This is a genomic window from Microlunatus endophyticus (genome assembly GCF_014646195.1).
Classification (GTDB): Bacteria; Actinomycetota; Actinomycetes; order Propionibacteriales; family Propionibacteriaceae; genus Microlunatus; species Microlunatus endophyticus.
On the sequence record NZ_BMMZ01000015.1, the window covers coordinates 1 to 22223 of the forward strand.

24 protein-coding genes and 1 tRNA gene are annotated in these 22223 nt (G+C 67.6%); 13 read left to right on the forward strand and 12 right to left on the reverse strand.

From position 1 onward, the window contains the following. Positions 1–1350 (forward strand): MFS transporter (locus IEY07_RS21215; protein ID WP_188897659.1); only part of this gene is annotated, 1350 nt, incomplete at its 5' end. Positions 1351–1353: 3 nt separating this feature from the next. On the opposite strand, the gene IEY07_RS21220 is transcribed toward IEY07_RS21215, so the two are convergent. The 5 genes from IEY07_RS21220 to nadA are packed head-to-tail and all read right to left on the reverse strand — an operon-like array spanning position 1354 to position 6911. Next, the gene (locus tag IEY07_RS21220; protein WP_188897661.1) at positions 1354–2058 is read right to left on the reverse strand and encodes a tyrosine-protein phosphatase; all 705 of its coding nucleotides are present in this window, start codon (positions 2056–2058) and stop codon (positions 1354–1356) included. A gap of 34 nt (positions 2059–2092) precedes the next feature. Continuing rightward, positions 2093–3274: a mandelate racemase/muconate lactonizing enzyme family protein gene (locus tag IEY07_RS21225; RefSeq protein ID WP_308422967.1), complete on the reverse strand. Its 1182-nt coding sequence runs from the start codon at positions 3272–3274 to the stop codon at positions 2093–2095. Positions 3275–3289: 15 nt separating this feature from the next. Further along, entirely contained in the window at positions 3290–4174 is an 885-nt protein-coding gene (nadC, locus tag IEY07_RS21230) for a carboxylating nicotinate-nucleotide diphosphorylase (RefSeq protein ID WP_188897663.1), read from the reverse strand. Continuing rightward, a complete protein-coding gene (nadB, locus tag IEY07_RS21235; RefSeq protein WP_188897665.1) occupies positions 4174–5865 on the reverse strand; it encodes an L-aspartate oxidase in 1692 nt (563 codons plus the stop codon). The genes nadC and nadB overlap by 1 nt, the downstream gene beginning before the upstream one ends. 2 nt (positions 5866–5867) lie before the next feature. Then, positions 5868–6911 (reverse strand): quinolinate synthase NadA, encoded by a 1044-nt coding sequence (gene nadA, locus IEY07_RS21240; protein WP_188897667.1) that lies wholly within the window; start codon positions 6909–6911, stop codon positions 5868–5870. 64 nt (positions 6912–6975) lie between these two features. On the opposite strand from nadA, the gene IEY07_RS21245 reads away from it, so the two are divergent. After that, positions 6976–7716, forward strand: a complete 741-nt coding sequence (locus IEY07_RS21245) for an NUDIX hydrolase (protein ID WP_229670473.1) — start codon at positions 6976–6978, stop codon at positions 7714–7716. A 161-nt stretch (positions 7717–7877) separates the two neighbouring features. Beyond that, positions 7878–8273 carry a helix-turn-helix domain-containing protein gene (locus tag IEY07_RS21250; RefSeq protein WP_188897670.1) on the forward strand — a complete coding sequence of 132 codons (396 nt, stop codon included), beginning with the start codon at positions 7878–7880 and terminating at the stop codon, positions 8271–8273. A gap of 13 nt (positions 8274–8286) precedes the next feature. On the opposite strand, the gene IEY07_RS21255 is transcribed toward IEY07_RS21250, so the two are convergent. Further along, the gene (locus tag IEY07_RS21255; RefSeq protein ID WP_188897672.1) at positions 8287–8646 is read right to left on the reverse strand and encodes a VOC family protein; all 360 of its coding nucleotides are present in this window, start codon (positions 8644–8646) and stop codon (positions 8287–8289) included. Between the two features lie 187 nt (positions 8647–8833). Here IEY07_RS21255 and IEY07_RS21260 point away from each other — a divergent pair, with 187 nt between their 5' ends. Together IEY07_RS21260 and IEY07_RS21265 are read left to right on the forward strand one after the other, a co-directional pair. Continuing rightward, positions 8834–9253, forward strand: a complete 420-nt coding sequence (locus IEY07_RS21260; RefSeq protein WP_229670475.1) for a YciI family protein — start codon at positions 8834–8836, stop codon at positions 9251–9253. Continuing rightward, on the forward strand, positions 9250–10518 hold the full coding sequence (locus IEY07_RS21265) for an RNA polymerase sigma factor (RefSeq protein WP_229670477.1): 1269 nt from the start codon (positions 9250–9252) through the stop codon (positions 10516–10518). Before IEY07_RS21260 ends, IEY07_RS21265 begins: the two co-directional genes overlap by 4 nt. 21 nt (positions 10519–10539) lie before the next feature. On the opposite strand, the gene IEY07_RS21270 is transcribed toward IEY07_RS21265, so the two are convergent. The 5 genes from IEY07_RS21270 to ligD form a co-directional block, all read right to left on the reverse strand. Then, entirely contained in the window at positions 10540–11514 is a 975-nt protein-coding gene (locus IEY07_RS21270; protein WP_188897676.1) for an NHL repeat-containing protein, read from the reverse strand. A gap of 2 nt (positions 11515–11516) precedes the next feature. Further along, the gene (gene fdhA / locus IEY07_RS21275; protein WP_188897678.1) at positions 11517–12764 is read right to left on the reverse strand and encodes a formaldehyde dehydrogenase, glutathione-independent; all 1248 of its coding nucleotides are present in this window, start codon (positions 12762–12764) and stop codon (positions 11517–11519) included. A 64-nt stretch (positions 12765–12828) separates the two neighbouring features. Next, the gene (locus IEY07_RS21280) at positions 12829–14034 is read right to left on the reverse strand and encodes an MFS transporter (RefSeq protein ID WP_188897680.1); all 1206 of its coding nucleotides are present in this window, start codon (positions 14032–14034) and stop codon (positions 12829–12831) included. A 57-nt stretch (positions 14035–14091) separates the two neighbouring features. After that, positions 14092–14724, reverse strand: a complete 633-nt coding sequence (locus tag IEY07_RS21285) for a 5-formyltetrahydrofolate cyclo-ligase (RefSeq protein WP_188897682.1) — start codon at positions 14722–14724, stop codon at positions 14092–14094. A gap of 41 nt (positions 14725–14765) precedes the next feature. Then, entirely contained in the window at positions 14766–15728 is a 963-nt protein-coding gene (gene ligD, locus IEY07_RS21290) for a non-homologous end-joining DNA ligase (protein WP_188897684.1), read from the reverse strand. A 42-nt stretch (positions 15729–15770) separates the two neighbouring features. Between ligD and glp the strand changes: the two genes are divergently transcribed. The 6 genes from glp to IEY07_RS21320 all read left to right on the forward strand — a co-directional run bounded on the left by glp (position 15771) and on the right by IEY07_RS21320 (position 19900). Continuing rightward, entirely contained in the window at positions 15771–17093 is a 1323-nt protein-coding gene (glp, locus tag IEY07_RS21295; RefSeq protein ID WP_188897686.1) for a molybdotransferase-like divisome protein Glp, read from the forward strand. A 22-nt stretch (positions 17094–17115) separates the two neighbouring features. Beyond that, positions 17116–17631, forward strand: a complete 516-nt coding sequence (moaC, locus tag IEY07_RS21300) for a cyclic pyranopterin monophosphate synthase MoaC (RefSeq protein ID WP_188897688.1) — start codon at positions 17116–17118, stop codon at positions 17629–17631. Further along, a complete protein-coding gene (locus IEY07_RS21305) occupies positions 17624–18118 on the forward strand; it encodes a MogA/MoaB family molybdenum cofactor biosynthesis protein (protein WP_229670479.1) in 495 nt (164 codons plus the stop codon). The genes moaC and IEY07_RS21305 overlap by 8 nt, the downstream gene beginning before the upstream one ends. Beyond that, positions 18118–18801, forward strand: coding sequence for a GNAT family N-acetyltransferase (locus tag IEY07_RS21310; protein WP_188897692.1), 684 nt, complete (start codon positions 18118–18120; stop codon positions 18799–18801). The genes IEY07_RS21305 and IEY07_RS21310 overlap by 1 nt, the downstream gene beginning before the upstream one ends. Before the next feature lie 65 nt (positions 18802–18866). Continuing rightward, positions 18867–19727 carry a divisome protein SepX/GlpR gene (sepX, locus tag IEY07_RS21315; protein WP_188897694.1) on the forward strand — a complete coding sequence of 287 codons (861 nt, stop codon included), beginning with the start codon at positions 18867–18869 and terminating at the stop codon, positions 19725–19727. Between the two features lie 100 nt (positions 19728–19827). Next, positions 19828–19900: transfer RNA gene (locus tag IEY07_RS21320), tRNA-Ala, on the forward strand. A 41-nt stretch (positions 19901–19941) separates the two neighbouring features. On the opposite strand, the gene IEY07_RS21325 is transcribed toward IEY07_RS21320, so the two are convergent. After that, entirely contained in the window at positions 19942–20190 is a 249-nt protein-coding gene (locus IEY07_RS21325; protein WP_188897696.1) for a hypothetical protein, read from the reverse strand. Positions 20191–20274: 84 nt separating this feature from the next. Here IEY07_RS21325 and IEY07_RS21330 point away from each other — a divergent pair, with 84 nt between their 5' ends. Both IEY07_RS21330 and IEY07_RS21335 read left to right on the forward strand, forming a co-directional pair. Continuing rightward, entirely contained in the window at positions 20275–20499 is a 225-nt protein-coding gene (locus tag IEY07_RS21330) for a hypothetical protein (RefSeq protein WP_188897698.1), read from the forward strand. Between the two features lie 194 nt (positions 20500–20693). Beyond that, entirely contained in the window at positions 20694–22112 is a 1419-nt protein-coding gene (locus IEY07_RS21335) for a DEAD/DEAH box helicase (protein WP_188897700.1), read from the forward strand. Positions 22113–22223 lie beyond the last annotated feature (111 nt).

Here is a 22223-nt window from a genome sequence, read left to right on the forward strand (position 1 = left end):
CTTGCGGTCAGCTGGGGCGGGTCACAGTACGCTTGGGACTCGGTGACGATCATCGCGATGTTCGCCGGCGCACTGGTGGCATTGTTGTTGTTCGTCTGGGCGGAATCGCGGGCCGTCGATCCGATCTTGCCGCTGCGCCTGTTCCGCGGCCAGGTTTTCAGCGTCAGCGTCGTGTTGTCCTTCATCGTCGGATTCGCGATGCTGGGAGCGATGACGTTCCTGCCGACCTATCTGCAATACGTGCAAGGAGTCTCCGCGACGGGGTCCGGGGTCCGTACGCTGCCGATGGTGGTCGGCCTGCTGGGCACCTCGATCGCAGCCGGCACCATCGTCAGCCGGACCGGTCGGTACAAGATCTTTCCGATCCTCGGATCGTTGATCATGGCGGGCGGCTTGTTCCTGTTGTCGACCATCGACGCACAGACCGGGACCTGGACATTCTCGCTCTACCTGTTCGTACTGGGGATCGGCATCGGTCTGTGCATGCAGATCCTGACCTTGATCGTGCAGAACACGGCCGAGTTCCGCGATCTTGGTGTGGCGACCTCCGGGGTGACCTTCTTCAGAACGCTCGGCAGTTCTTTCGGTGCGTCGATCTTCGGCACCATCTACGTCAACGAACTCGGCGGACGGCTGGCCCGGGCCCTGGTGCAGGCGCAGATCCATGATCCGGCCGCGATCGGCTCGCCGGCGGCGATCCACGCGTTGCCGTTGGCGCAGCGGACGCCGATCGTCAACGCCTACGCGGAGACGATCCAACGGGTCTTCCTGTACGCCGTCCCGGTCGCGCTGCTGGCGCTGGTGATCTCGTTGATCCTGCGCGAGGTGCCGTTGCGCGGCACCGCCCGCGCCGCTGCCGGCGACGTCGGCGAAGGCTTCGCGATCCCCGAGGGGTCGGACAACGTGCTGGCACTGCAGCGGGCGATCGTGCGGGTGGTCCGGGGTACGCCGCCAGAGCAGTTGCGGCAGATCCGGGAGCGGTCCGGCACCTCACTGGATGCCGCGGCCGCGTGGTGCGTCGGCCAGGTCGCGCTTCGGCAACGGGTCAGCGGCGACACGTCACTGGCGCCGATCGCCCGCCGCTACCGATTGCCGGCCCCGGTGTTGGCGCCGGCCTTCTCGGCCAGCGTGGCAGCGGGCTACCTCGGTGGCGATGAGACGTCGTACGCGATCACCGACTCCGGGCGCGAGGAGCTGGTCAAACTGGCCGAGGAGTTCCGGTCCTGGCTGGCCGACGAGCTCGCCGACTGGGGCAGCGATCACGACGAGGAGTTCCACACCGCGCTGAAGGGTCTGGCGAACCGACTCGTCGACGACGATCCGAGACTTCCCGAGGCGCTGCCCGCCTGACTGCTAGAGCGAATCGATCTCGGTATCGCTGAGTCCGATCGACCGAAGGTAGTCGGGCACTCCGCCGTAGTGCTGTTCGACATGTCGGACGACGTTGATCATCACGTCCGGGGTGCATGCCTGCTGGATCCTGGTCCAGTCCGGATCGGCACTGGCGGCCAGGTCGGCGGCGAACCGCTCGGCCAGTCGTTCCCGGGTCAGTGCGTAGTCCGCGCCGACCAGCTCGAGGTCGGCACCCCAGAGTCGGGCCAGCAGTGCACTGACGACACCGGTTCGGTCCTTGCCCGCCGAACAGCACACCAGTGCGTCGCCTTCGGTCGCGGCCAAGGCGGCGAACACGGCCGGGATCGTGGCCCGGTGGCGTTCGAGCCAGTCGATGTACTGCTCGTGCAGGTAGACGGCGTCCGCGTCCGCTTCAAGTCGGGATGCCGGGTCGAACAACGGCACCCGCCGGTAGCCGGCATCGGCGACGAGCGGATGCGGCACCCGGTCGATCTCGTCCTCGCGGCGCAGGTCGAGGACCGCGGTCAGTCCGGTCGGATAGTCCCTGATGTCGACCGGCTCGGTGTTGGCGCGATAGATCGTACGCCTCCGGCCGGCCTGGAAACCGGGGCCGCCGATCTCTCGCAGATTCGTCAGCCGGCCGATGGCCGGTGTCGTCGCCGGTGTCGTGGTTGGTGTACTGGTCGGCGTGCTGGTATCGGCCATGGTCGAGAGCCTAGTGAACTGCCCCGGTCGCGTCTCAAGCGGCCAGCTCCCGCATCACGGCGTACAGATCGGACTTGGATTCGAAGCCGATACCGGGCAGGTCGGGCATGATCAGATACCCGTCCCGGACCTCGACGCCGTCAGGGAATCCACCGAACGGCTGGAACAGGTCGGGATAGGACTCGTTGCCACCCAGTCCCAGCCCGGCGGCGATGTTGAGCGACATCTGATGACCGCCGTGGGGGATGCACCGGGTCCGTGACCAACCATGATCATCGAGCATCTCCAGGATGCGGAGGTATTCGACCAGGCCGTAGCTCAGTGCACAGTCGAATTGCAGCCAGTCGCGGTCGGGCCGCAGGCCACCGTACCAGATGAGGTTGCGGGCGTCCTGGACCGAGAACAGGTTCTCCCCGGTCGCCAGCGGTCCCTCGTACGCCGCGGCCACCTCCGCCTGGAGCTGGAAATCCAACGGGTCAACGGGTTCCTCGTACCAGAAGAGGTCGTACTGGCTGAGCAGATCGGCGTATTTCAACGCGGTCTCATGATCGAAACGGCCGTTGGCATCGACCGCAAGCTGCTGCCTGGGACCGAGGATGGCCAGCGTGGCCTCAATCCGCTCACGGTCGGTGTCGAAGCCGCGTTGATCAAGACCCGCACCGCCGATCTTCTGCTTGACCACCGAATAGCCGCGGTCGAGGTAGCTCTGCATCTCGTCGGTCAGCGCGCTGACGTCCTGGCCGGGGTAGTAGTATCCGCCGGCCGCGTACACGAAGACCTTGTGGTCAGGCGTGCCGGAGCCGTACCGCTCGGCGAGCAGGTCGAAGAGCGGACGGTCCTCGATCTTGGCAACCGCGTCCCAGACGGCCATGTCGATGGTGCCGACCGCGACCGACCGCTCACCGTGGCCACCGGGCTTCTCGTTGCGCATCATCGCCGCCCAGATCTTGGCCGGGTCGAGATTGTCACGATGATCATCGGCCAGATCGCCGGGATCGGCCTCCAGCACGCGGGGGATGAATCGCTCGCGCATCATCGGCCCCTGGCCATAGCGGCCGTTGGAGTTGAAGCCGTAGCCGACCACCGGCCGTCCGTCGCGCACCACGTCGGTGATCACCGCGACCAGGCTCAGCGTCATCCTGGAGAAGTCGATGTAGGCGTTACGGATGGGCGAGCTGATCGGATAGGTGCGTTCCCGGATGTCGAGGATCCTCATGATCAGCTTTCTACCTCAGCTGCTGCGCAGGTCGAATCCGAGATCGAGCACTGGGGCGGAGTGGGTGAGCTCTCCGACGGCGATGTAGTCGACACCGGTCGCGGCGACCTCGGCGGCGTCCTGCAGTGTCAGGCCGCCGCTCGCCTCCAGCTTGACCCGGCCCGCGGCCAGGGCGACGGCCTGCCGCAGCTGGTCGGTGTCCATGTTGTCCAGCAGGATCAGGTCCGGGCCGACCTCGAGCGCCTCGCCGACCTGGTCGAGGGTGTCGCACTCGATCTCGCAGCTGATCGACGGGTTCACCGCCCGGACCGCCTCGTACGCCGCCCGCACCGATCCGGCCGCCGCCACGTGATTGTCCTTGATCAATGCGGCATCGCCCAGGCCCATCCGGTGGTTCACGCCGCCACCGCAACGGACCGCGTACTTCTGCAGGATCCGCAGCCCGGGAACGGTCTTGCGGGTATCGCGCACCTTGCAGGACTGATCACCGATCGCGTCGCTCCAGGCCGCGGTGAGCGTTGCGACGCCGGACAGCTGCGAGAGCAGGTTGAGCAGTGTCCGTTCGGCGGTGAGCAGGGTGCTCAGCGGACCCTCGACGGTCAGCACCCGGTCGCCGGGCCGGACCCGGTCACCGTCGCTGATCGCCGCGGAGAATTCGACGGTCGCGCCATGATCATCAGCCGCCTCGACCACGGCGGCCGCAACCGGGATGCCGGCGATCGTGCCGGGCTTCCGGGCGACCACGTCGGCCACTCCGGGCTGGCCTGAGCGGATGGTGGCCTGGGTGGTGATGTCGGGGCCCCACTGCAGGTCCTCGGCCAGCGTCTCGCGGGCGATCCGGCTCACCAGGTCGCGTTTGAGATCCGCGGCGCCCAGAGCCGCGTCGAGATCGAAGCTCATCAGGATTCCTTTGCTTGCTGGGAGATCTCCAGGCCGTCGACGCCAAGGCGCAGCAGTGTGTGCCGCTGCCAGCCGACGTCGGGAGCTGTGAAATCGGCCCGGCGATGGCAGCCCCGGCTCTCGGTCCGCTGCTGTGCGGCGGCCGCCACCAGCACGCCGACGGTGTGCAGGTTGGTGGCCTCGACCTCAGCCACCGTCGTTGCCTGCTGCTGAGTGGAGATCTGGTCCAGGGATTTCAGCAGCACGTCCAGGCCGGTCTCGTCCCGGAGCACGCCGGCACCGGTGCTGACCGCCCTGACGATCGACTCCCGGTGGGCAGCCGGCGTGGCGAAGCCGGTCCGGTTGCGCGCGGTGTTCGGTCGACCCTGCTCCGGATCACCGGCTGCCAGCAACTGCCCGACCCGGTCGCCGGCGATCAACGCCTCGGTGAGGCTGTTGGAGGCCAACCGGTTGGCGCCCTGGACGCCGGTCGAGGCGACCTCGCCGACCGCGTACAGGCCGGGAACGGTGGTCCGGCCGTCGAGTGTGGCCAGGACGCCGCCGCAGGAGTAGTGCTCGGCCGGCCGAACCGGGATCGGTTCGTGGATCGGGTCGACGCCGCGGGCCTGGCACAACATCAGGATCGAGGGGAAGTGCTCGCGCCACACGTGCTCGCCCAGGTGCGTACCGTCGAGGAACAGATGATCATCGCCACTGGCCATCAGATGGGCGTGCATCGTCGCCGACACCACGTCCCGTGGGGCGAGGTCGGCCAGCGGGTGTCGGCCCTTCATGATCAACTCACCGTGCCGGTCGACCAGCACCGCACCCTCGCCGCGGACGGCTTCGGAGACCAGCACGCCGCGATCGCCGGGCCGGCGGTATTCCTCCGGCACGACCAGCACGGTTGGATGGAACTGGGTGAATTCGAGGTCACGCAGCACAGCGCCGGCGCGCAGTGCGAGTGCCAGACCGTCCCCGGTCGCCGTGGCCGGGTTGGTCGTGGTGTCCCAGGCCTGTCCGATTCCCCCGCTGGCCAGAACTACAGCGGTGGCGGTGATCTCGCCGATCAATCCGTCGCTGTCGATCACCCGGACGCCGTGCACACCGTGATCATCGGTGAGCAGGTCGACCACTGTGGTGTGCTCGTGCAGCCTCATGATCGCGGAGCTGGTCGAAGCGCTCCTCGACAAGCTCAGGGCTCTGTCGGCGAACGCGGCTGCGAGGGCGCGGGCAACCTCCGCGCCGCTGGCATCGCCGCCGGCGTGCACGATGCGCCGAGCATGATGGCCGCCCTCGAGGCCCAGGGCGATTCGTTCGTCGCGATCGAGATCGAAGTGGGCGCCGAGCTCGATCATCCGGCGGATGGCGCCCGGGGCGGAAATCACCAGCTCTCGTACGGCGTCAGCCTCGCACAGTCCGGCACCCGCGACCAGAGTGTCGTCGAGATGGCTGTCGATCGTGTCGTCGGAGCCCAGCACGGCAGCCAGGCCGCCCTGGGCCCAGGCCGTCGATCCGTCCCCGGGTTCGGCCTTGGTGATCACGCTGACCCGACGGCCCGCGTCCAGCAGCCGTACGGCCGTACTCAACCCAGCGGCGCCGGTGCCGATGACGATCACATCGGTCTCGTCGGTCCAGGCCGCAGTCGCCGTCGGGATCCGGCCCGGCAGCACCGGAAGATCAACTCCGCCGGCCACGATCGGTCCGACCATGGTCATTCGCCCCCGCCGGGTTGGCCGATCGCGACCATCCGCTCGACCGCCTTGCGGGCCCGGGCGGCGATATCCGGGGCGACGTCGACGACATCGGTCTCCGTACGCAGCGCGTTGATCAACCTCTCCGGAGTGATCATCTTCATGAACTTGCAGGACGCCTTCGGGTTGACCGGCTGGAAATCCACATGATCATTGGCCTTGCGGAGCTGGTGCAGCATGCCGATCTCCGTGGCCACCAGCACCTTGCGGGCCGTGCTCTTGCGAGCCTCGTCCAGCATCGAACCGGTGGACAGGATATGGGTGCGGTCGGCGGGAATGTCGCCGACCGAGGTCAGCCACAGCGCCGAGGTCGAGCAGCCGCACTCCGGGTGGACGTAGAGCTCGGCGTCGGCATCGGCATGCACGGCCGCCTCGAGGTCCTTCGGTGAGATGCCCGCGTGCACGTGGCATTCGCCCATCCAGTTGTACATGTTGGTCCGGCCGGTCTTCCGCTTCACGTGTGCCGCCAGGAACATGTCGGGCAGGAAGAGCACCTCGCGGTCGGCGGGGATCGACTCGACCACTTCGACCGCGTTGGAGGACGTGCAGCAGATATCGGTCTCGGCCTTCACCTCGGCGGTGGTGTTCACGTACGCGACCACGACCGCACCCGGGTGCTCTGCCTTCCAGGCCCGCAACTGATCGGCGTTGATGGTGTCGGCCAGGGAGCAGCCGGCCCGGGCGTCGGGGATGATCACCTTCTTCTCCGGCGACAGGATCTTGGCGGTCTCGGCCATGAAGTGCACGCCGGCGAAGACGATCATGGATTCCGGCGCGGAGGCGGCGATCCGGGACAGTGCGAGCGAGTCGCCGACGTGGTCGGCGGCGTCCTGGATCTGCGGGAGCTGGTAGTTGTGCGCCAGGATCACGGCATTCTTCTTGCGGGCCAGCTCGCGGACCTCCTCGCGCCAGGCGGACCAGCTGGCGAAGCCGGCGGGAAGGTCGGTGGTGTCCTGCTCGTAGGCGCCGACCTGATCGGTGCGGATCGCCGTTGGGATGGTCACAGATACTCCTGGTCTCAGGTTTTCGCCTATCAGTCGAAAACTACTTCGACGCTAGCATGCAGCCGTGGCCAGATCGAGCGAGGTGCCCACGTTTCGGCACGAAGCGCTGGCGGTTGTGTTCAAGATCACGCAGTTCGAGGCCGGCGGGCGGGGGGAACTCGCCGTCCTGGCCTGGCAACGCACCCGGGATCCGTACGAGGGCGCCTGGGCGCTGCCCAGCGGCCCGGTGCAGGCAGGGGAGACGATCGGTGCCTGTGTGGCCCGCAATCTCGCGTCCAAGGTCGACCTGGCCGAGATAGCACACCTAGAGCAGCTGGAGACTCGCAGCGAGCCGGACCGGGATCCGTTTCAGCGCACCATCGCGACGGCCTATCTGGGGCTGGTGCCGAGCACCGCGAAACCGCAGCTGCCGCCGAACGCGGCATGGATCCGTACCGAGGAGTTGCCGACGATGGCCTTCGACCACGCGTCGCTGGTCCGCTCGGCCATGGAACGGCTGGAGCGCAAGCTGTCCTACAGCAACATCGGTTTCGGGCTCGCGCCGGCGGAATTCACCCTCGCCCAGCTGCGCGACATCTACCGGGCCGCGCTGGGCTACGACGTGTCGGCGACCAATCTGCAGCGGGTGCTGAAGCGGCGCGGGCAGCTCGAACCGACCGGCCGGACCGCGGCCGCCGGGGGGAGTGGCGGACGTCCGGCGGCCCTCTACCGTTTCACCCGGCAGAGCCTGCAGATCACCGACCCGTTCGCCGCCTTCCGACCGGAGCATCCCGACAAGGCTGGTCAGACCGTCCATGGAGACTGAACCGGCCGTAAGGGGTGGGCGATAGCGGTGAATTACCAGGAGGCGACGGACCCGTCCACCGGCCTGGTGTGGTGGCGCTCGTGCTGCACGACTCTGCGACGAATGCCACGGACGCTCGGCTGCCGGTCCGCTTGCCCCGCGGTGATGCACGGCTCGCGCAGATGATCGACCAACTGCCGGCGGCCGCCAACACCACCGAAGCCCTGCGTGACATCGCGGTGCGGCTGCTTGCCCGGGCCGACCCCGACCCGGAGACCGTACGAACGGCCGACGTGATCTCGGAGCTGGCGCGCCGGGACCTCTCAGTCCGCACGATGGCCCAGACACTGGGCTGGACCCAACGCAGGCTGCACCGCTTCTGCATCGAGACTTTCGGCACCTCCGCATCCGTCCTGAGATCGCTGTGCCGGTTCTGTCGCGCGCACGCGCTCCCGTCGGCCGGCGCCCGACCGGCTGAGGCCGGTGCGCTGGCAGGATATGCCGACCAGGCGCACTTGACCCGCCACGTCAAACGGTTCGCAGCAACGACGCCGGGGGAGCTGGTCAAGTCCTCATGACGACCAGCGCCCGTCAGCTCTCGGAGTAGACGCCGAGTCGGTTTCCGCTCGGATCGGTGAACTCGAATCTGCGCCCGCCGGGAAACTCGTACGGGCCGGCGGCGATAGCACCACCGGCATCCTGCACTGACACCAGTGTCGCGTCCAGGTCTTCGGAGAACAGCAGCACCAGCGGACTGCCGGTGTCGCCCGGTGCCGAGGTCGGGTTGAAACCGCCGACTTCGCCGTCGCCGCTGGGTGTCTTGATGCCGGCGTAGGCGCCGCCGTAGTCGTTGAACTCCCAGCCGAAGACCGCCTGGTAGAAAGCTCGGGTGGCCGGCAGATCTGTGGCCCCGAACTCGACGTATGAGATGGCGTGATGTGTGTTGGTCACCGTTCCTCCTGATGATGACGCCGACCTTGCTCGTGAGATTTCGACGGTAGAGGTCCGGCTGTCAGCTGTCTTGTACGAATCGGACAGTGAAAGTGCCCAGACATGTCGATCGAGCACTGGTCCCACTCGACCTGATGGTGAGAGGGTTCCCTACGGAGCGGACCCGCAACCGATGGAGGATCGGATCGTGGCCAAGTACATGTTGATCATGCGCTCGACGGATGAGACCTCGAAGATGTACGAGGGTGTCCCGTTCGAGGAGATCTTGGAGACGATGGGGCGCTACAACGACGACCTCATCAACGCCGGCGTGCTGCTGGCGGCCGAAGGACTCGACCAGGGCCCCGGGGTGGTCGTCGACTACGAGGTCGAGCCGCCGGTCGTGACGGATGGACCGTACGGCGAGACGAAGGAGCTGTTCGGCGGCTTCTGGATCCTCAGCGTTGCGTCCCAGGAGGAGGCGGTCGAGTGGGCCAAGCGGGCTCCGCTGGCCGGGCCGGGCAGCAAGGTCGAGATCCGCAGGGTGGCCGAGATCGACGAATTCCCGCAGGACAACGAATGGATCAAGAGGGAACGGGCCTGGCGTGAAGCGCACGGTCAGTTGTGAACGACCCTGAATCGGTCCGCCGGACGGTCGAGGCGGTCTGGCGGATCGACTCCGCCCGGATGGTCGGCGCGCTGGCCCGTTACACCGGTGATTTCGCGCTGGCGGAGGACGTCGCGCAGGAGGCATTGGCGGAGGCGCTTGTCAGCTGGCCGCGGGATGGCGTCCCTGCCACCCCGGCCGGCTGGCTGCTCGCTGTCGCCAGGCGCCGGGCGATCGACAGCTTTCGTCGCAACAACACGCGGGACGAGAAGTACGCCCAACTCGCGCGCGACGCCACAGCCGGCGTGCCCGCGGGAGCGCCGGACGATCTTCTCGACCCGGACCGCGTCGGGGACGACCGGCTGGCGTTGCTCTTCATCGCCTGTCATCCGGTGCTGTCCAAGGAGTCCCAGATCGCGCTGACGCTGCGAGTGGTTGCCGGGTTGGGGAGTGATCAGATCGCGCGGGCGTTCCTGGTGCCGGTGCCGACTATCCAGGCGCGGATCACCCGCGCGAAGAAGACCCTGAGCGCCGCCGGAGTGCGGTACGGGCTACCCTCGGCGGCCGAACGCGACGAGCGCGTCTCCTCGGTGCTCAACGTCATCTACCTGATCTTCACCGAAGGAGCGAACGCGTCCATCGGCGATGACCTGCTGGCTGCTGATCTTGCTATCGAGGCGATCCGACTGGCCAATGTGATGGCGCACTTGGATCCGGACCGGCCCGAGACGTACGGCCTGCTGGCGCTGTGCGAGCTGACCGCAGCCCGGTTTCCGGCGCGGATCGGTCCTGACGGCGAACCGGTGTTGCTCGCCGAGCAGGACCGACGGCGCTGGGACCGGTCGGCGATCCGACGAGGGATGGCTGCACTGGCCAAGGCGGAGTCGTTCGGTCAAGGTCTCGGACCGTATGGACTGCAGGCGGCGATCGCGGCCTGCCATGCCGCAGCGCGGTCGGTCGAGGAGACCGACTGGGACCGGATCGTGATCTTGTACGAGGCTCTCGGCCGGATCGCGCCGTCCCCGATCGTCGAGCTGAACCGTGCGGTCGCCATGTCGATGGCCTACGGACCGCAGCAGGCGTTGCCGATTGTCGATGATCTTGTCGCCCGGGACGTGTTGCGGGGATCCCAATTGCTTCCGAGTGTCCGCGGCGAGTTGTTGATCAGAGTGGGCCGCCGGGATGAGGCGCGGCAGGAGCTCGAACTGGCTGCACGCCTGACCGCCAACAGCCGCGAGCGTGGCGTATTCGAGCGCAAGATCGAACGACTTGCAGACGATCAATAGATCCCGCGACTTGTCCGGACTTCAGGCTCTGTCGGTCAACCTGCTGACGCGCCCACCGATGAGCCATTCGCCGACGATGATCCTTCCGTCGGCGGTCACTGCGACGCCGTGCGGGGAGTTGAAGCGGCCCGGCTGCAGCGGGGGACGGATGGTCGAGCCGTCCGCCGAGATGGCGTTGGGCCACCCGGGACGTGCCGGTGCATCGTCGTCGGCGCCGATGTAGCCAACAAGTTGATCATCGATGTCGAGCACGGCCACACGGGCCTGGAGCTCGGCGATGATCAACTCGTCGTCGCGGACCGCGAATGCCGAGGGTCCACGCAGCAGTCCTTCACCGCAGATCCGGTGCAGCTGACCGTCCAGTCCGAAGACCTGGAGTCGTTCGTGACCGCGATCGGCGACATAGAGTTCCGGTTCGCTGCGGCGCCGGTCGATGAAGACACTGTGTGGGCAGTCGAAGTCGCCGGACAGGGTCTGCCGGTAACCACCGCCGGTGCCGAAGACGTGCACCAGGCTGGCGCCGTATCCATCGCCGACGAAGATCATGCCGGTGCCGCCGTCGGCCACCGAATCGGCCACCACCGACGTCGGTGCGTACCGCCCGGCTGCGTAGGCCGGATGGTCGGGTAGCCCGAGCTCCAGGACGAGCCGACCGGTCAGGTCGAATTTGGCGACCCGGCCGTGATCACCGGGTGTGAAGCCCTGGTAGTGGCCCGGTGATTCGGTGATCATCTTGCTTCCCGGATCGGCGATCCAGATATGATCACCGTCGGCGTCGTGGGACACCGAGATGCCGTGTCCCTCGGTCAGTCCGGTCGGCCAGTGGTCCAGGATGTTGCCGTCGACGTCGAAGATCACCACCTCGTCACCACCGGGCGCGAACGTCACGACGCGGCCGTCGGTGGTTATCGCGACGCCATGGTGGGCCCACCCGTCGGTGTGGGCAGGATCCTCCGGGAAGGCGAACCACTCGTAGTTCAGCACCGGTTGACTCATGGTCACGCGCCGACCGCCAGGTCCGGATGGGCCGCCTTGATCAAACCGTGCGGATCGAGGACGAACTTCTTGGCGGCGCCATGATCGAAGTCGGCGTAGCCCTTGGGTGCGTCCTCGAGGGGGATCGGGGTGGCGTCCACGTTCTTGGCGATCTGCACCCGGTCGTGAAGGATCGCCATCATCAACTGATGGTTGTATTGCATCACCGGACACTGGCCGGTGAAGAACGCATGCGATTTGGCCCACCCGAGCCCGAGCCGCAGTGACAGCGATCCGACCTTGGCGGCCTCTTCCTGCGCACCGGGATCACCGGTGACGTACAAGCCGGGGATTCCCAGCGAGCCGCCGGCTGTGGTGATTTCCATCAGTGAGTTCAACACGCTGGCCGGCTTCTCGACCGCAGCGCCATCCGGGCCGTGCCCTCGTGCTTCGAACCCGACGGCGTCGACCGCGCAGTCCACCTCCGGGATGCCGAGGATCTGCTCGATCTGATCCTGCGGCTCGCCCTGGGAGACGTCGACCGTCTCGCAGCCGAAGCTCCTGGCCTTGGCCAGCCGGTCCGCGTTCAGGTCGCCGACGATCACCGCGGCGGCGCCCAGCAGGAACGCCGAGGTTGCCGCCGCCAGACCGACCGGTCCGGCTCCGGCGATGTAGACGGTGGATCCGGTGGTCACCTTGGCCGAAACGCAGCCGTGATAGCCGGTCGGGAAGATGTCGGAGAGCATGGCCAGGTCGAGGATCTTCTCCATTGCCTGGTCCTTGTCCGGGAATTTCAGCAGGTTCCAGTCGGCATAGGGGACCATGACGTACTCGGCCTGCCCGCCGACCCAACCGCCCATATCGACATAGCCGTACGCCGAACCGGGCCGGTCCGGATTGACGTTGAGGCAGATGCCGGTCTTGCCCGTCTTGCAGTTGCGACAGCGTCCGCAGGAGATGTTGAACGGCACCGAGCACAGGTCGCCGACCTTGATGAATTCGACATCGGGACCGGTCTCGACGACTTCACCGGTGATCTCGTGTCCCAGTACCAACCCCTCGGGTGCGGTCGTACGCCCCCGCACCATGTGCTGGTCACTGCCACAGATGTTGGTGGCGACGTTCTTCAGGATCACGCCGTGCGGTGTCTTCCTGCCGACATTGGCCGGATTGACCCCCGGCCCGTCCCGCAATTCCAGGCCCGGATAGTCGATGTCATGGACCTCGACCCTGCCCGAACCGACATAGGTAACAGCTCTGTTGCCCGCCATCAGTTCCTCCTGCGCGCTGCCGGTCTGCGCCGACGGTCGGAACTCCGTCGGTCCTCCGGCGAGACTACTGGGACTGGGACTCGTCGGCCACCGCATCGGGTGCCGGAATGATCACCCGGCGCCGACCGGGCAGTCCGATCCGGTGCCGGAAGCCGGCCATCCAGATGCCGCCCACCAGCGGTGCAGCGGCCAACGACAGGACGGCGACCGGCAGGCTCGCCACCGCGATCAGCACGCTGATCAGGCCCGGACCGAGCAGCGATCCGACCTGTCCCAGCGCATTCCAGTAGCCGAGGAATTTGGCCCGCCCAACCGACGGGCTCAGGTCGGCGCCGAAGGTCATGTTGATCCCGGCACCGAGCCCGTTGCCGACGCTGGCCACGGCGACGCCGATGATGAAGAAAGCGATCGTCCCGCCGATCGGCAGGATCGCGAAGCCGATGCCGAGCAGCGTGACGCAGGCAACGAACGTGCTCACCCGGCCGAGGCTGTCCTTCAGCCGGCCGCCCGGGTAGATCAGGATCAGCTCGACCGCGGACCCGAGCGCGACCATCAGCGAGATCGAACTCGCGGTCAGATGCAGATGATCACCCCAGAGCGGGATGATCACGTTCTTGCCCTGCCGGGCCATCGACAGCGTCATGATCGCGAAGCCGGCCAGGAACACCGCACTCCAGCGGACCTGCAGCTTCCGGTTGGCACGGCCGCTACCGACGGGCTTGCGCTTGGGCGGATCCGCCGGGCCGAAGGCGATCAGCACCGTCGCCGCCAGCGCCAGGAAGATGTGCATGATGAAGACGGAATACAGCGGCAGTTTCAGCAACAGCACCGAACCGATCAACGGCCCGACCAGCTGACCGGCGCGCGCCGCGCCGCCCAGACTCGTCATCGCCAGTGCCATCGACTCGCGCTCGACCGTCTCGGCGATCAACGCCTGCCGGGCCAGGCTCCAGACCACCTCGATCGACCCGACCAGCACGACCGCGACGATGAAGATCGGCAGCGACGATCCGTTGTGGGTGACGAGAGCAAAGACGCTGACGGCCGTCAACGCTGCAGCAACCGCCGTGGCACCGATCATGCTGCGGCGTTCGCCGAGGGAGTTGATCACATAGCCGGCCGGGATGGCAGCCACGCCGGCGGCAACCGCGGCAGCGGTGACGATGGCACCGGCGACTGCCTGATGAGCACCCAGGGACAAGGCCGCCAGCACGATCACCGGGGTCAGCGCACCGGTGCCACAGGCGTAGAGAAATGCAGGAGCGAGCACCGGCCAAAAGATTGATTTCAGCAACCGTGAGCTCCCCTCCGCAGTGCGGAATTTACCTCAGCCGCAATCGAGGATCCGGGTCGGGGTGATGATCACATCCACCCGGCGGTCGTGGCGATGCGCCGGGATCACGTCCAGCACCTCGTCGTCGTTGAGCAGCAACACCGTCACCGCTGAACGGGCGGCATGCCGCAGCGCCCGGTCGTACCAGCCGCCACCGCGGCCCAGCCGGTCACCCTCGGCGCTTCCGGCAACGCCGGGAACGATGATCAACTCGGCTTCGGCCAGCGCGGCGGCGCCCACCGGTGAGGTTGTTGGCTCGATCAGTCCGAGGCGGCCCTGCTGCAACCGGTCCGGACCGGCGTACGGGGCCCAGTCCGGTGCCCCGAAGATCCCCGACGGCTCCTCGGGCTCGGTGAGGACAGGAAGCAGGACGCGTACGTCCCGGCTGGCCAGCCAGGCGATCGCCTGCAGGGTGCCGGGCTCGGGCGGCACCGAGAAATAGCTGGCCGCGGTCCCTAACGCGCTGCTGCCGAAGAACTCCCGGATCCGCTCGAACCGGGCGGCATCATCGGCAGCGCGTTGCTCGTCGGGATGCACCCGGCGCCGCTCCACCAGGGCCCGGCGGAGCACCCGCTTGGCCTCGGCTATTGCGGCGACGTCGGCGGGGGACTGCAGTGGCCGGAACACCCGGCCCATCGTAGTGAGCGGCTGTGGGCGCTGACTGCCGCTCATTCCTCGGGGACCGGCGGCGTCTCGGCGCCCTCCCGCTCGTCCCGGTCGGCCCACTCCCGCAACGGGTCGATGGAGAAGACCGCCTCGTCGATCCCGGCGTGCAGGTCGCCCAGCTCGGCGAACCGACCGGGCATGGTGGCGATGGTGAAATCGCCCGGGGCCGCATCGTCGATCTCGTCCCATCCGATCGGCGCGGAGACCGTGCCGTCCGGGTTGCCGCGGACCGAGTATGCGGCAGCGATGGTGTGGTCCCGGGCGTTCTGGTTGTAGTCGATGAACAGCTTGCGCGGATCGCGGTCCCTGCGCCACCAGACGGTCGTCGTGTCCTGGGGGATCCGGCGTTCGACCTCGCGGGCGAAGGCCAGCGCGGCCCGGCGCACCTCGGAGAAGCCGTGCTCGGGTGGGATCCGGACGTAGATGTGCATCCCGGAGCCGCCGGAGGTCTTGGGCCAGCCGGTGGCACCGAGCTCGTCGAGCACCTGGTGAACGACGTGGGCGACCCGCCGTACGGTCGCGAAATCGCACTCGTCGCCGGGATCCAGGTCGATCCGCCACTCGTCCGGTTTCTCGGTGTCGGCCCGCCTGCTGTTCCACGGGTGGAATTCGACGGTCGACATCTGGACCGCCCAGATCACCTGGGCGATGTCGGTCACGCACAGCTCGTAGGCATGCCGGTTGTAGCGCGGGAATTCGACCCGGACGGTCTCCACCCAGGGTGGGGCGCCGCGCGGCAGTCGCTTCTGGTGCACTTTCTCGCCGGACACGCCGGTCGGGAACCGGTGCAGCATGCAGGGCCGCTCGCGCAACGCCCGGACGATTCCGTCACCGACGCTGAGGTAGTAGTGGGCGAGGTCGAGCTTGGTCTCGCCGCGGGCGGGGAAGTAGACGCGGTCGGGGTTGGAGATCCGGACCCCGTACGGGCCGATCTCCAACTCGACAGCGGGTGCCGCGCTGGCCATGGCTCCAACGTAGCGATAGTCATCGCGGCTAGGGTTTGGAGCATGCCTTTGTTCGGCCGCAAGCGTGTCAAGGACCAGCCCGTCGAGGAGCCGGAGCCGTTCCGGCTGCCGGAGCCGCCGGCGCCGGGGCCCGGTGGGATGCGCTCGGTGGTCGACCACCGCGATTATCTGCTCAGCTGCATCGAACCACTGCCGCCTTTCGGTCAGCAGATCCTGGACGCCGTCGGACTGACGTTGTGCGAGGACGTGGTCTCGGCGATCAGCCTGCCCCGCTTCGACAACTCGTCCATGGACGGCTACGCCGTCCGGGCCCAGGACATCCACCTGGCGTCGGTCGCTTCGCCGACCAGCCTGCCGGTCGTCGGCGAGGTCCCGGCCGGAGCGCCGGCGCCGCACAGCCTGTCACCGGGGACCGCGATGAAGATCATGACCGGTGCCATGCTGCCGGAGGGCGCGGACACGGTTGTGCCGTACGAGGCCACCGACCGCGGCGAACAGGACGTCAGGATCGTCGAGGCACTGGATCCGGGCAGCAACGTGCGTCGGGTCGGCGAGGACATCAACGAGGGCGAGGTCGTGCTGCGCGCCGGTGACCGGCTGGCGTCCCGTTCGATCGGGCTGCTCGCCGGGATCGGCATCGACAAGGTGATGGTGCGCCCACGTCCCCGGGTCGTCGTGATCTCCACCGGCGACGAGCTGACCGAACCGGGGTTCGTGCTGCAGGGCGACCAGAAGATCTACGACTCCAACTCCTACATGCTGGCCGCGGCGGCCAAGGCTGCCGGGGCCCAGGTGTTCCGCGTCGGCCTTGTGCCGGACGACCCGGAGCGGCTCAAGCAAGTGATCAACGACCAGCTTGTCCGCGCCGACCTGATCCTCACCACCGGCGGCGTCAGCCAGGGTGACTACGACATCGTCAAGCAGGTGCTGCCCGAGCTGGGCGCCACCGATTTCACCACCGTCGCGATGCAGCCGGGCAAACCACAGGGCTTCGGGTTGATCGGCGACGACCAGACGCCGATCATCATGATGCCGGGCAATCCGGTCAGTGCGTTCGTCTCGTTCGAGGCCTTCGTACGACCGGTTCTGCGCAAGCTGGCTGGGGTCGATTCCTACCTGCGCCGGCCCGTGATCGCGACGGCGGCACGTGGGATCAGCTCGATACCCGACAAGCTGCAGTTCGCCCGCGGCGTGGTTGCCGAGGGGGACAACGGCGAGCTGATCGCCGACCTGGCCAGCGGTCACGGGTCGCATCTGCTCGGTGGTCTGGCCGGCGCCAACGCCCTGCTGCTGCTCGGCGAGGACACGGAATTCGTCGCCGCCGGTGACCAGGTCGAGGCGTGGCTGTTGCTCGAGGACGGATGATCATGATCGGCCCGGTGGGGCAATGAGCGATCTCCCACATCTGACCGCGACCGGCACCGCCCGGATGGTCGATGTGTCCGACAAGGATGTCACCCGCCGCGAGGCGACGGCCACCGGTCAGGTCAGGTTGTCGGCCGAGGCAGTCGCCGCACTGCGGGACAACGCCGTTCCGAAAGGCGATGCGCTGGCGGTCGGCCGGATCGCCGGCATCCAGGGCGCCAAGCGGACGCCCGACCTGATCCCCTTGTGTCATCCCTTGCCGCTGACCGGTGTCGATCTTGATCTCGAGGTGATCGACACCGGTGTCTCGATTACCGCGACCGTCCGGACGACCGGGCGGACCGGCGTCGAGATGGAAGCGCTGACTGCAGTCTCGGTGGCCGCGCTGTCGGTGATCGACATGATCAAGGCGATCGACCGGGCCGCGGTGATCACTGACGTGCGGGTCGAGGCCAAGGGTGGTGGCCGGCGGGGTGACTGGCGGCGAAGCGGGCCCGATCACGCTGACGGCACTGATGCCGGAGGCGACAGTGTCTGAGCAGGACTTGGACGCCCGATCCGCTGCGGTGATCACGATCTCCACCCGTGCCGCGGCCGGGGTGTATGCCGATACCTCGGGTCCGATCATCGTCGACGCGCTGCGGGAGGCCGGCTACCAGGTCGGTGATCCGCACGTGGTGCCCGACGGCGAGCCGGTTGCCGAGATCTTGCGACAGCTGGTTGACGCGGGTCGCGCGGTGATCATCACCACCGGCGGCACCGGCCTGAACCCAGGTGACCACACGCCGGAGATGACCCGGCGGGTGCTGGAGCGCGAGATCCCGCACCTGGCTGCCGCGATCGCGCGGTACGGCGTCGACCACGGTGTCCCGTCGGCCGTCCTCAGCCGGGGGACGGCGGGCACCGCGGGCAGCAGCCTGGTGGTCAATCTGCCCGGCTCCCGGGGTGGTGCCCGTGATGGAATGGCCGTGCTGCTGCCGTTGCTCGATCATGCGATCAGCCAGCTTCGCGGCGGTGATCACTGATGGCCGAGGGCTTTGCCGACCAGCGCTGGCCGGTCGTGCTGCACCACGGAGACGTCACGCTGCGGCCGATGCGGCATCGCGATGCCGGGGACTGGGAGCAGGTAAGGCGGCACAACGCAGGTTGGCTGCGTCCGTGGGAGGCCACGCTGCCGCAGCACGCGACGCCGGGGCCGCAAACGTACGGGTCCTTGATCCGTCACCTGAACCGGCAGGCACGGCAGGGCCGGATGCTGCCGTGGTTGATCATCTACCAGCCGGAACAGCACAGCCGTTCCAGCCGCCCGGTGCTGGCCGGACAGCTGACCGTCAGCGGGATCGTCGGTGGCTCGGCCGCCTCGGCCCAGATCGGCTACTGGGTTGATCAACGCTGGGCGGGCAGGGGACTGGTGCCGACAGCGGTCGCGATGGCGATGGACTACTGCTTCGACGTGCTGCGGTTGCATCGGATCGAGGTCGCGATCCGGCCGGAGAACGCCAGAAGCCTTCGGGTGGTGGAGAAACTCGGCTTCCGGCCCGAAGGGTTGCGACCGCGCTACCTGCACATCGACGGTGACTGGCGTGATCATCTGATCTTCGCGCTCAACTCCGACGAGGTCGGCGACGGGATGATCAACCGCTGGGAACTGACCCGAAATCAAGATCAACAGGCCGTCCCGGGATCAGAGCCGGCTGAGGGAGCCTGAGCGACCTTGCGACACACCGGGGCACGTGACGGATCGCGCCCCTCCTGTCACCTACGGTTTGTCGCGTGGGTACGACAGGTCTGATCTATGCAGCCATCGCCTTCGCATGGCTTGCCTACCTGATCCCGAACTACCTGCGCCGCAAGGAAGACGTCAGTCAGCCGGAGAGCGATCCTCATGATCGTTTCTCCGATTCCATGCGTATCATCCGTTCCGGTTCGGCGCCGTTGCTGGACCAGGATCTCGAGGTGATGGGCGAGGTCGAGGTGTCCACACCACTGACCCGACGGGCAGCGATCCGTGAGCTGCGCCGACTCGAGCGCGATGCCGCAATGCGGCGGCGCCGGGTGTTGCTGGCGCTGATGATCATGCTGACGGCAGCCGTCGTGGTCTGGGTGATGCACCTGGCACCGTGGTGGACGATCGCGATCCCCGGCGGATTGGTGATCGCCTTCTTCGGGGTATCCCGCTTCACCGTCGCCGCCATGCATCGCCAGCTGGACGAGAGATTCGCCCGGATCCGGGCCGGTAGCGACGAGGCGACGGTCGTGCTCAACCGCCGGCAGGTCGCCGACCTGATCAAGGACGTGACCGTGACCTCGGGCGGGAACGCTCAGACGGACAAGCAGTCCGGCCGCACGCAGCCCGGCGGACTCTGGGACCCGCTGCCGATCACCATGCCCACCTACGTGTCCAAGCCGCTCGCACCTCGGACCGTTCGCACCATCGACCTGTCCGCGCCGGAGCTCTCGGTGCAGCTGCGTACCGGCCCCGTGACCGCCGATCGCCCGACGCCCGAGGTTGTGTCCACACCTGACCAGGTGGTCGAGGTGGCGAAGCCGACCACGTCACCGGAGCAGACGGATCAGTCCGCCGATGAGCACGACGATCAGGCGGCCGTTCTTCGTCGCGCTTCCGGCGCCTGACGGTCGAGGGCGTGCGCCGGAGCTCGATTCGCACCGCCTCACCGGCCGATGTTAGGCTGGCTCGCGCACTTCGGCCGGTGAGGCCGGAGGAGCAGCATCCGGGGCTATAGCTCAGTTGGTAGAGCGTCGCGTTCGCAATGCGAAGGTCAGGGGTTCGAATCCCCTTAGCTCCACTTTTGTGATGAGTCGGGTCATCGTTGATAGGTGAGTCGCGTCATTGTTGAGATTGTTGAGAGTCCGGCCTGTGGCCGGGCTCTTTTTGTTTGTTGCGCCAGTAGGTCTTGGTGGGTTCGATGTCGTGTTCGCTGAGGATTTCGCCGGTGCCGTTGTGGACCGCGGTGACGTCGGTGTCGGTGATCAGGATGGTAGGGGTGCCGCCTTCGACGCGAGGGGCCTCGATCGCGGTGATCGGTGGTCGTCGGGAGGCACGGAGAACGCTGCACCACGGCAGTGGTGAAGTCAAGACTCCCGGAGCCCATGCGGGGTCAGCACCAAGGTTTCGGCCCCGACGCCGCAATCTCGCCGGGACAGGCGCATACTGGCGGTAATGACAACAAAGCCTGGACCTGGTCGTCCACACCTCGCCACGAGTCCCTTCAAGCCCCGACCGGAGCCGGTGATCGACCAGTTCACCGTCGGTGATCGGGTTTCCCACGACAAGTACGGCCTGGGTCGCGTGACCGATGTCGACACCGGAACGACGACCGTCGAATTCCAGGATCAGCAGCGGATCCGCGTCAGCAGCCCCTACCGCAAGATGCGCAAGCTCTGACCGATGTCCTGACCGTTGGGTTGCCTCCGCTATCCTGGAGAGCGCAACTTGTCAGATTCCTGCCGCGGGTTGCCCGTGCGTCGAGTCGGATCCGTCCGCTCCGTACGCAACCTGCCGGGTCCACCGGTTCCGGTTATCGGCGGGATCGCTCTCCTGGATTGTGTTTGATCTTGACTTCCTTCGCTGAACTGGGCGTGCCCGCACGCTTGGCATCCGTCCTCACCGATCTTGGCTTCGACTCCGTCACCCCGATCCAGGAGGCGACCCTCCCGGACGCCCTGGCCGGCCGGGACGTCCTCGGCCGCGGTCGTACCGGCTCCGGCAAGACCCTGGCCTTCCTGGTCCCGCTGGTTGCCCGGCTGGCGGGCGGCGCCAGTGCTCGCCGCGGCGCTCCGCGGGCGCTGATCCTGGCTCCCACCCGTGAGCTCGCCACCCAGATCGACGAGGCGTTGCAGCCCCTGGCCCGTGAGGCCAAGCTCACCTCGTGCACCGTCTTCGGAGGCGTCGGCCCGGGTCGCCAGGTGGCGGCCATCCGCCGCGGGACCGATATCGTCGTGGCCTGCCCCGGCCGTTTGGAAGACCTGATCAGCCAGGGCCAGTGCTCGCTGTCCGACATCGAGATCACGGTGCTCGACGAGGCCGACCACATGGCCGACCTCGGATTCCTGCCTGCCGTCCGACGGCTGCTGACCAAGACGCCGCCGAACGGGCAGCGGATGTTGTTCTCGGCAACCCTGGACAAGGCCGTCGACACCCTGGTCAAGCAGTTCCTGACCGATCCCCGGGTCCACCAGGCCGACTCCGCGCAGTCGCCGGTGAACACGATGAGCCACCACGTCCTGCAGTTGCCGCGAGATCGCCGGCTGCCGGTCCTGATCGACCTGACCAGTGCACCCGGGCGGACCGTCATCTTCACTCGTACGAAGCACGGCGCCCGTACGCTCGCCCGGCAGCTCAACCAGGGTGGTGTCCCGGCGGTGGAGTTGCATGGCAATCTCGGCCAGAACGCACGGATCCGCAATCTCGACGCATTCCACGAGGGCCGGGTCTCGACGCTGGTGGCTACCGACATCGCAGCCCGCGGCATCCACGTCGACGATGTGGCGCTGGTGATCCATGCCGATCCGCCGGTGGAGCACAAGGCGTACCTGCACCGCTCCGGGCGCACCGCTCGGGCCGGCAAGTCCGGCACCGTGGTGACCTTGGCGACGCCCGATCAGGTGCAGCAGGTCCAGCAGTTGACCCGGGCAGCGGGCATCAGGCCGACCGTCACCAAGGTCATGTCGACCGACGCCGCGGTGCTGGCCGACCTGGCCCCTGGCCCTCGGACCCTCTCGGGCCCGACCGCGGACCCCGGTCCGGGCACCACCGCAGCGGCCGGCGGCCGGCGGCCACATGCCGGACGCCAGGGCGGCACACCGCGGCCGGAGGGGTCGGCCCGCAAATCTGGCACCACGTCCCAGCGTCGTCGCCGACGGTCGACGCCGCGCTCGACGACACGTCCGGCGGGAGGCTCTTCGGCGCGTCCGGCGGGAGGCTCTTCGGCCCGTTCGACGGGAGGCTCTTCGAGCCGGGCCCACAGTGCTGCGGCCTTCAGCGCCAAGCACCGCTGACGGATCGCTTCGGCCTGTCCGCGGCACCGCGGACAGCGGCCGGGCATTGGTGCCTTCGGTTGCGGTGCCGGCTGGTATGTTCGATTCGATTTCCTGCTCGACCCGCTTCTA